6 protein-coding genes and 1 CRISPR repeat array are annotated in these 8,478 nt (G+C 45.4%); of the genes, 4 read left to right on the top strand and 2 right to left on the bottom strand.

The annotated features are described in order from the left end of the window. Positions 1–222 precede the first annotated feature (222 nt). Positions 223–1,095 (bottom strand): S-methyl-5'-thioadenosine phosphorylase, encoded by an 873-nt coding sequence (locus JGK07_RS12120; protein ID WP_293189903.1) that lies wholly within the window; start codon positions 1,093–1,095, stop codon positions 223–225. Between the two features lie 207 nt (positions 1,096–1,302). Between JGK07_RS12120 and JGK07_RS12115 the strand changes: the two genes are divergently transcribed. After that, positions 1,303–1,509 (top strand): hypothetical protein, encoded by a 207-nt coding sequence (locus tag JGK07_RS12115; RefSeq protein WP_293149903.1) that lies wholly within the window; start codon positions 1,303–1,305, stop codon positions 1,507–1,509. A gap of 549 nt (positions 1,510–2,058) precedes the next feature. Here the strand turns inward: JGK07_RS12115 and JGK07_RS12110 are convergent. Continuing rightward, positions 2,059–2,892, bottom strand: coding sequence for a Tab2/Atab2 family RNA-binding protein (locus JGK07_RS12110; RefSeq protein ID WP_293183443.1), 834 nt, complete (start codon positions 2,890–2,892; stop codon positions 2,059–2,061). A 104-nt stretch (positions 2,893–2,996) separates the two neighbouring features. Beyond that, positions 2,997–5,411: a CRISPR direct-repeat array (repeat unit 37 nt; unit sequence GTTTCAATCCCTGATAGGGATTTATGGGTTTTCCGGC). Between the two features lie 199 nt (positions 5,412–5,610). Here JGK07_RS12110 and JGK07_RS12105 point away from each other — a divergent pair. From JGK07_RS12105 to JGK07_RS12095, 3 genes are all read left to right on the top strand, one after another. Continuing rightward, the gene (locus JGK07_RS12105; RefSeq protein WP_293216170.1) at positions 5,611–5,775 is read left to right on the top strand and encodes a hypothetical protein; all 165 of its coding nucleotides are present in this window, start codon (positions 5,611–5,613) and stop codon (positions 5,773–5,775) included. Between the two features lie 84 nt (positions 5,776–5,859). Then, positions 5,860–7,158 carry a valine--pyruvate transaminase gene (locus tag JGK07_RS12100; RefSeq protein WP_293216172.1) on the top strand — a complete coding sequence of 433 codons (1,299 nt, stop codon included), beginning with the start codon at positions 5,860–5,862 and terminating at the stop codon, positions 7,156–7,158. A gap of 582 nt (positions 7,159–7,740) precedes the next feature. Next, positions 7,741–8,301 (top strand): Uma2 family endonuclease, encoded by a 561-nt coding sequence (locus JGK07_RS12095; protein ID WP_293183437.1) that lies wholly within the window; start codon positions 7,741–7,743, stop codon positions 8,299–8,301. The last annotated feature ends 177 nt before the right edge of the window (positions 8,302–8,478 follow it).

Raw genomic sequence — 8,478 nt, 5'->3', positions numbered from 1 at the left:
GGGTTTCTACGAATATTTTCAGTGAAGTACGAAAAATAAGGGAAGAAACCCGGTTTCTGAGATTAGCGTACACCCAGACTTTGTAAGTAGCGAGAAACCGGGTTTCTACGAATAATTTCAGTGAAGTACGAAAAATAAGGGAAGAAACCCGGTTTCTGAGATTAGCGTACACCCAGACTTTGTAAGTAGCGAGAAACCAGGTTTTGTAGAACTTTTAGGAACCTACAAATATTTCTGCAATAGCAAACCCATTTTCTCCTTAGTTGCGGGAGGTACTTTGTCCAGTGGAGTCAGAATTGCATATTTCAAAGCTGAATGTGCCTCAGAAACTGGAGGATTTTCTGTTAATCTGCGGACTGTTTCTTGAATTACTTTTTGGGCATTTTCGGCATTGCGGTGTAAGTTGGCGATTACCATTTCTACTGTTACGCTGTCGTGTTCTTCATGCCAGCAGTCGTAATCGGTAACTAATGCTAAAGTTGCGTAGGCAATCTCTGCTTCTCTGGCTAATTTTGCTTCGGGTAAATTAGTCATCCCGATGACTGTCGCATCCCAACTGCGGTAAAGATTTGATTCTGCTTTGGTGGAAAATGCGGGGCCTTCCATGCAGACGTAGGTGCCGCCGCGATGCAGGGAAACGTCGGCGAGGTTCAAGGATTCGATCGCGCTTACCAACACTTTAGCCAATTCGCCGCAAATCGGATCGCCGAAGGTGATGTGACCGACTATTCCTTCTCCGAAAAATGTAGAAGCTCGATTTTTTGTGCGATCGATAAACTGATCTGGCACTACCATATCTAAAGGTTTGGCCTCTGTTTTTAGGGAACCAACCGCCGACGCTGAGATTAAATACTCAACTCCTAGACTCTTCATGGCATAGATATTTGCCCGATAGGGGACTTCCGAGGGCAAATAAGTGTGATTGCGGCCGTGTCTGGCCAAAAATGCAACGGGCGTACCGTCTAAGGTTCCCACAATGGCTGCATCAGATGGCGCGCCAAAAGGTGTATCGATTTTTACCTCTTCAACATCCTTGAGGGCTTCCATTTTATACAAACCGCTGCCGCCGATAATGCCGATTTTTGCCTGTGCCATTTTACCCTCTGCCTCAGTTTTACAACATTGATTCTATCGAGCTATTGTTAAGTTTGCGTTAAAATAATTTAATTTTTATAGCGATTGCGATCGTTTATACACTGTTTTGTCACAAGATATGTATGATCTTAATCACAATGTATCTTTACAAAATCTTTAAAAATAAAGGTACAGGGTTCTGTTATCTATTTTCAGGGTGTTAAAAAAATGACAGTCAGTTCTGCTAGCGTACCTAAGATCGCGATCGAGGCGATCGTCCAACGAATCTTTGCTTTCCGCCAAATTACGCCTCTCGACAGGCGGCTGCTGAAGTCTGCAATGCTTTCGACAAACCGTCTCAACGAAAAGGATCGGTGTCAGATTAACCGAGTGCATCAGGGCATCCAAGATGGATTGATTCTGGTTGTGGAATAGATAGACTTTTAAAAAGGGTGCTTCAGTCTGTATCTGCTGGCAGTTATTTTCGGGAGATCATCTGATTTTGGCGATCGAATTTTGAAATAAAAAATAAGATAATCTCGGATAGTTTCATTTGTCCGCAGCTAGAAAGGGCGATCGTTTTGTTAAAGTTTTACTGGCTGCGGATGTCCAGGATTCGGCATTAACTATTGCGAGTTAAAATTTAGCAGCCAAAAGTGTTTGTAGGGTGTGTCGCTATGAATAATCCCTAAAAAAGATTCAAAATCTCGTAGCGACGCACCGACAAGATTTGAGGAAACAACCTCTGTTTTGCTCGGCACCACAAAATTTGGTGCTTAGCAAATTTTTTTCATGCTTGTAAGCTGTACCGCATTTAATACGATTTTTGGAAAAAGATTGCTACACAATAAATGTTTGGTTTGTTTCTCAAAAATTTATTGTCAATAGAAAAAGGTACGTTGTTGCGCTTCAGCGCTCTTTATCTATATATCTAAAGAGGGCTGAAGCCCAACAACGTACCTTAAAGATTTAGGATTGGTATTATTAATTAAAATTTAGCAGCCAAAAGCCTGTATAAGTCATGCCGCTATCATCGGGCTGGACTAAGAGAAAATGCAATCCTTTACTCGATTGTTTGCGCTGTTGGTAAGTTTCGGCGGCGGCTTTTACTTCGCTATCTTCAAAGGTGGCGACAACCCATCGATCGGCTAATCCAGCTTCCAATATCAATCCGTCGGGAGCTCCGGCGATATAGTTCAAGGCGAAGGGTTTGGCTTCCTGAAGCCATCTAGCTAGGCGCATTGACTGTCGCCCGCCGTCAATTACTACTCCGGGTACGGGTACTGTTGAGGCTAAACCCAAGTTCAGGGGTAATAGCAATTCGGGCATTTCTAAGATGGGGATGGGACGCCCTTGGATGGCTTCTAGGATGTCGCCCGCCGATAGGGATGCAAAACGCCAGGTATCGCCCCAGAGATTTTCGGGTAGGGGGATGGGTGGAGGAGTTTCTAGGTCGATCGCCCGATAAGCTTCATTAGTATAATTAGGCAGACTGGAATATTCTCGATCGCGTTGTTGCAGCAGGGTTTTGAGGGCGGCGGTGCGCCGAGTTGCTTCTACTTTGACGCCCAAAACTTTGCCCGCTGCTTCGATTAAACTGAGAGATTGAGGTCTAAATACTTGGATGATGTCGGGCAATTTCTGGGTTTGAACTTGCTGGAATTGGGCGGCTAGCCAATGGGAGTTGGCTTCCGACTGCCGGCAAAGGGCGCTAAATTGAAATGTTTGTGCGGAGTCGCAGATGAGGAGTTCCCACAATGGTTTGCCGGTTTCGTCTCGGAGAGGGCGGCGGTAGAAATCGGCTTGCCAAATACGCATGGGAATTAAAAAATCAAGTCAAGTTGACTCGATTATTTTAATCTGGTTTGGATTCGCGATCGGGATTTTGCGGTTTTCTCGCGGGGGCTTACGTTTTACCGCCGTTTCAAGCCCTAGACAGGGAAATATGGGTTTTCCGGCTTAAGCGTGATGCAATTTTTACTGCTTTTTTATTTAGCGTTTCAATCCCTGATAGGGATTTATGGGTTTTCCGGCTCGCCGACTAACTTAGAGAGTTGAAATTCGAGGTTTCAATCCCTGATAGGGATTTATGGGTTTTCCGGCGAAAGAAAGGAAGGAAGAGCAGGATATTGAGGAGGAAGGTTTCAATCCCTGATAGGGATTTATGGGTTTTCCGGCTTTGAATCGATTCAGTCCAACTCGGCATCTCGGACACAGCCTCAACGTCAATGTTTCAATCCCTGATAGGGATTTATGGGTTTTCCGGCTCCCACATGGTCAAGAAAGTATAGTCAAAATCGTGTTTCAATCCCTGATAGGGATTTATGGGTTTTCCGGCACTTATGGCAATTCCATCGGTAGTGCAGGGGACGATCAAGTTTCAATCCCTGATAGGGATTTATGGGTTTTCCGGCAACACAAAGTCGCTGCTTTGGCGGTTTACGTGAAGTTTCAATCCCTGATAGGGATTTATGGGTTTTCCGGCGCTATCACTCTTCATCAATTCATAGCCCATTTCGGAGTTTCAATCCCTGATAGGGATTTATGGGTTTTCCGGCGAGATTCGTAATTTAAAACAATGTTCTTTGGCAAAGGTTTCAATCCCTGATAGGGATTTATGGGTTTTCCGGCAGCAAAGTAAGCTCTTAGAAGGTATTCATTGGGGTTTCAATCCCTGATAGGGATTTATGGGTTTTCCGGCGGAGTCGATCGGGTTGTTGCTATCCACACTGAAAATGTTTCAATCCCTGATAGGGATTTATGGGTTTTCCGGCCGAACATTGAAAAAGGAATAGAAAAATGAAAAAGTGCGTTTCAATCCCTGATAGGGATTTATGGGTTTTCCGGCTGAGACCGCATCTTTAATGGATAAGCGGCTGGTACTAGTTTCAATCCCTGATAGGGATTTATGGGTTTTCCGGCTAGGGTGAGAAGTAGGAGGAATATTCTTAAATGCCTGTTTCAATCCCTGATAGGGATTTATGGGTTTTCCGGCTATCAAGGGGGCAAATTTATACTGTGCATCCAGGAGAGTTTCAATCCCTGATAGGGATTTATGGGTTTTCCGGCAAGCCAGATTTTGGCTCAAATCTGGACTCAGAATAAGCTAAAGTTTCAATCCCTGATAGGGATTTATGGGTTTTCCGGCGGTGTAGTGATGGTGACCTACATAAAGAATCGGGGGCTAGGTTTCAATCCCTGATAGGGATTTATGGGTTTTCCGGCGGTGCGGTATCAGACTTGCGAAAGGTAGTCCGTGTAGTTTCAATCCCTGATAGGGATTTATGGGTTTTCCGGCGCAAATTGTCTTCAAAAATACGGCGGGTGCGAAAGTTCGTTTCAATCCCTGATAGGGATTTATGGGTTTTCCGGCTTTAAAGCTTCAATTTCATCATATTGGCGATCGGTTTCAATCCCTGATAGGGATTTATGGGTTTTCCGGCTTAAGCCCGGTTGTTTCGTTGCTGCATCAGATGGGTTTCAATCCCTGATAGGGATTTATGGGTTTTCCGGCTTGTGGGCAAAGCGTGGGTTGCTCAGTAAGTAGGGGGAAGGCTCAGTTTCAATCCCTGATAGGGATTTATGGGTTTTCCGGCAAGGAAACCGCTGCCGTCCTACCTTGCAAACGAGTTTCAATCCCTGATAGGGATTTATGGGTTTTCCGGCACCGCCCCATTGGTGGCGCTGGGGAGTGTTGCCTTTGTTTCAATCCCTGATAGGGATTTATGGGTTTTCCGGCAGAAATTGCACCGGCCCGCCACCGGCACCGCACCCGAGTTTCAATCCCTGATAGGGATTTATGGGTTTTCCGGCACTCAGAGGCAGGGCAAGGAGAAATTAAGATTCTCAAAGTTTCAATCCCTGATAGGGATTTATGGGTTTTCCGGCTCAACCCGTGCTGAAGCATCAGCAAACTTTTGCCCCGTTTCAATCCCTGATAGGGATTTATGGGTTTTCCGGCCTTCAAGCTATTTGGGCTAGTGAATCAGAATTTGCGTTTCAATCCCTGATAGGGATTTATGGGTTTTCCGGCTGCTGTGAGTTTTGTTGAATGGGGCAATTATCAAGAGTTTCAATCCCTGATAGGGATTTATGGGTTTTCCGGCTTCCGGCGAGAAGTTTCCGAATTACTTCTAGAATGCAGTATCGTTTCAATCCCTGATAGGGATTTATGGGTTTTCCGGCGTAATGAATACCAGCTTTAATGCGGTGGTTGCGGGGATTTGTTTCAATCCCTGATAGGGATTTATGGGTTTTCCGGCGCGCCAGCGCCGGAAATTGCCTTGCTTACTACATCCCGGTTTCAATCCCTGATAGGGATTTATGGGTTTTCCGGCCGCCCGCTCCAGAAGCCTTGCTGTATTTGGTTTTCAAGGTGCAGTTCCGTGAATCTAAAACTAAAGTACCATTCTAGCCTTCGGCTTGTCAATCCCCAATTTTTCATACTCACTCCAAAACGTTATCCTGTAAAGCTTCCAGACTTTCCGTGAATCGTTTTTTCAGAAGAGGGGCATCAAATCCTTGCGGAACATGAGTTTGAGCCAAAAAATTTCATACCCCTATTTTAACAGCTACCGGTTCACGGAAACTAAGCAAAAAATATTGTTCGATCGCGCGATCGAACAAAACCACGCCCTCAATCCTACGCAAAACCCATCAAAAACAGATGCTGCGATCGCTTCGTTCCTCGCAATCACATAATACCCGATCGATAAACAAGTCTTGACCCGATCGCACAACAGCTATCATAAATAAACCATCAACCTCTATCATCCTCGCCGCATCATGAACCCTGCCCTCACACAATTTGGCACTCAAATGTCCCAACTCACAGGAGTTCGGGCAATTATGAAAGATATTATAGAAACACTCAGAGCCGGCCACGGGCAGGAATTTATCAATTTGAGCGCCGGAAATCCGGTGATTTTGCCGGAAGTCGAGCAATTGTGGCGCGATTGCACTGCGGAACTTTTATCGAGTCCCGAATACGGCGAAGTCGTTTGTCGCTACGGTTCCAGCCAAGGTTATCAGCCGTTTATCGATGCAGTATTGGCCGATTTTAACCAGCGTTACAACCTCAATTTGACCGATCGCAACATCCTAATTACTCCCGGAAGTCAATCAATCTACTTCTACGCAGCCAACGCTTTCGGAGGCTACACCACACCAGTCGCCGACACTTCCGATCCGAAATCTCAAATCCGCAACCTAAAGTCGATCGTCCTTCCGTTAAGCCCAGACTACACCGGTTACGGCGGCGTCAGCCTAATTCCCGAAGCAGTCATCGCCTGCAAACCCACGCTAGATATTGATGCAGCCGCCCACCGATTCAAATATCGCCCGGATTTCAGCCAACTTTCCATTGATGAAACCAGCGGTTGCGTCATCTTTTCCCGTCCCTGCAACCCCACCGGCAACGTCCTCACCGACGACGAAGTGCAGAAAATAGCCAATTTAGCAGCCGCTTTCGACGTGCCGGTGTTAGTCGATTCCGCCTACGGGCCTCCCTTCCCCGCCTTGAACTTTACCGAAATGAAGCCGATTTTCGGCGGCAATATCGTCCACTGCATGAGTTTGTCGAAGGCCGGATTACCGGGTGAAAGAATCGGAATTGCGATCGGCGATGAAGGAATTATTCAAATATTAGAATCTTTTCAGACCAATATGTGCATTCACTCGCCGAGATACGGACAGGCGATCGCAGCTAGGGCCATTAAGTCCGGCGCCCTAGCCGACATTTCCCTCAACGTAATTCGCCCGTACTATCAAAGCAAATTTGCAGTAGTTGAAAGCACGCTAGAACACGCAATGCCGAAGGATTTGCCATGGTTCTTGCACCGAGGCGAAGGAGCAATCTTTGCCTGGTTGTGGCTCAAAGATTTGCCAATGACTGATTGGGAAATGTATCAAGAATTGAAAAAAGTCGGCGTGATTGTGGTACCGGGAAGTTCTTTCTTCCCCGGTTTGCGGGAAGATTGGCAGCACAAGCACGAGTGTTTGCGAATTAGTTTGACTGCGACAAATGATGAGATTGAAACTGCGATGAAACGTTTGGCTCAACTGGTAGAAAAAGTTTATCAATAGCAGTTGTCAGACAGATGAGGTACGTTGTTGGGCTTCAGCCCTCTTAGTTTAAGCGGTTATGTAAGCTGTCAGTCATATAGCGGTTCTCAGAAAGATGAGGTATGTTGTTGGGCTTGGGCCCTATACGTTTAAGCGGTTATATAAGCTGTCAATTATACCTCATCTTTTTGAGAAAGGCTATATCTTAATTTGTTATTAGATGACACGGCGGTTTTTACCGCCCGTCTTCTTTGTACTCGTTACCAGAACGAACCAGTTATAGCATTTATCAGAAAGATGATGAATGTAAATGGAGTTTTTGATGCCACCTCGCTTAGTATATAATCACTACTCTCAGAGGGCCCAAGCCCAACAACGTACCTTACTTTTTTGAGAACCGCTATATATCGTTTATGGTTGCATCGGAATGATTTAACCTTACTAGGGCGCAGAGGACACAGAGAGAGAATAGAGAGATTAATACAGGAGGATGAAGAGTGGATTTGATATTAAACCAGAAGCGCCTTCTTCCTTCTTCCTTCTTCCTTCCTTCTTCCTTCGATCGACTACAATTTAATAAATATAATTAGAGGCACGGTAGTTATGGCAGTGCAATTAATCAAAAGATTGCTCACCGTAGAAGAATATCATTTAATGGGTAAAGCTGGTATTTTTCCCCAGGGCGATCGCGTAGAATTGATCGAAGGAGAACTTGTACAAATGGCAGCCATTGGAACTCGCCACGCCGGATGTGTCAACCGCCTCAACAGACTCTCGGCTGCAATTCCCGAAACAAGAGCGATTATTGCTATCCAAAATCCTGTTCAGTTGACCGATCGCACTGAACCTCAACCTGATGTAGTATTTCTACAACCCCGTGCTGATTATTATTCAACGGCACATCCTACACCATCAGAAGTTTTGCTGTTGATAGAAGTATCTGATAGTACGGTGGATTACGATCGAGATGTGAAAGTTCCCATTTACGCGCGATCGCAAATTGCAGAGGTTTGGCTAGTAGATTTAGAAGCACAATGCTTAGAAGTATACCGCCAGCCAACACCCAACGGTTACAGTTTAATCCAAAAGTTTTGGCGCGGTCAACAAGTTTCGCCTCTAGCATTTCCTGATTGGGAAGTCAATATCGATTTCATACTCGGATAGTTGCAGCAAGGGGAGCATCTCAGTTTTTCATTTATAGTGCGAGCGTCCTCGCTCGCGAGTATTATACACCTCGCGAGCGAGGACGCTCGCACTACAATAAAAAATATTTTTTGCAACAATGAGATGCTCCCGCAGCAAGCATTCCCAATTACCCATTCCCAATTACCCATTCCCAAA

The organism is Microcoleus sp. PH2017_24_DOB_U_A (genome assembly GCF_020738205.1).
Taxonomy (GTDB): Bacteria; Cyanobacteriota; Cyanobacteriia; order Cyanobacteriales; family Microcoleaceae; genus Microcoleus.
Note: the sequence above shows the minus strand (reverse complement) of the source record. Positions and strands in the feature narration are given on the sequence as shown.

Excerpts from the sequence above, each read along its gene's own strand:
- JGK07_RS12120 (WP_293189903.1), bottom strand. The coding sequence starts at position 1,095 with ATGGCACAGGCAAAAATCGGCATTATCGGCGGCAGCGGTTTGTATAAA.
- JGK07_RS12115 (WP_293149903.1), top strand. The coding sequence starts at position 1,303 with ATGACAGTCAGTTCTGCTAGCGTACCTAAGATCGCGATCGAGGCGATC.
- JGK07_RS12110 (WP_293183443.1), bottom strand. The coding sequence starts at position 2,892 with ATGCGTATTTGGCAAGCCGATTTCTACCGCCGCCCTCTCCGAGACGAA.
- JGK07_RS12100 (WP_293216172.1), top strand. The coding sequence starts at position 5,860 with ATGAACCCTGCCCTCACACAATTTGGCACTCAAATGTCCCAACTCACA.
- JGK07_RS12095 (WP_293183437.1), top strand. The coding sequence starts at position 7,741 with ATGGCAGTGCAATTAATCAAAAGATTGCTCACCGTAGAAGAATATCAT.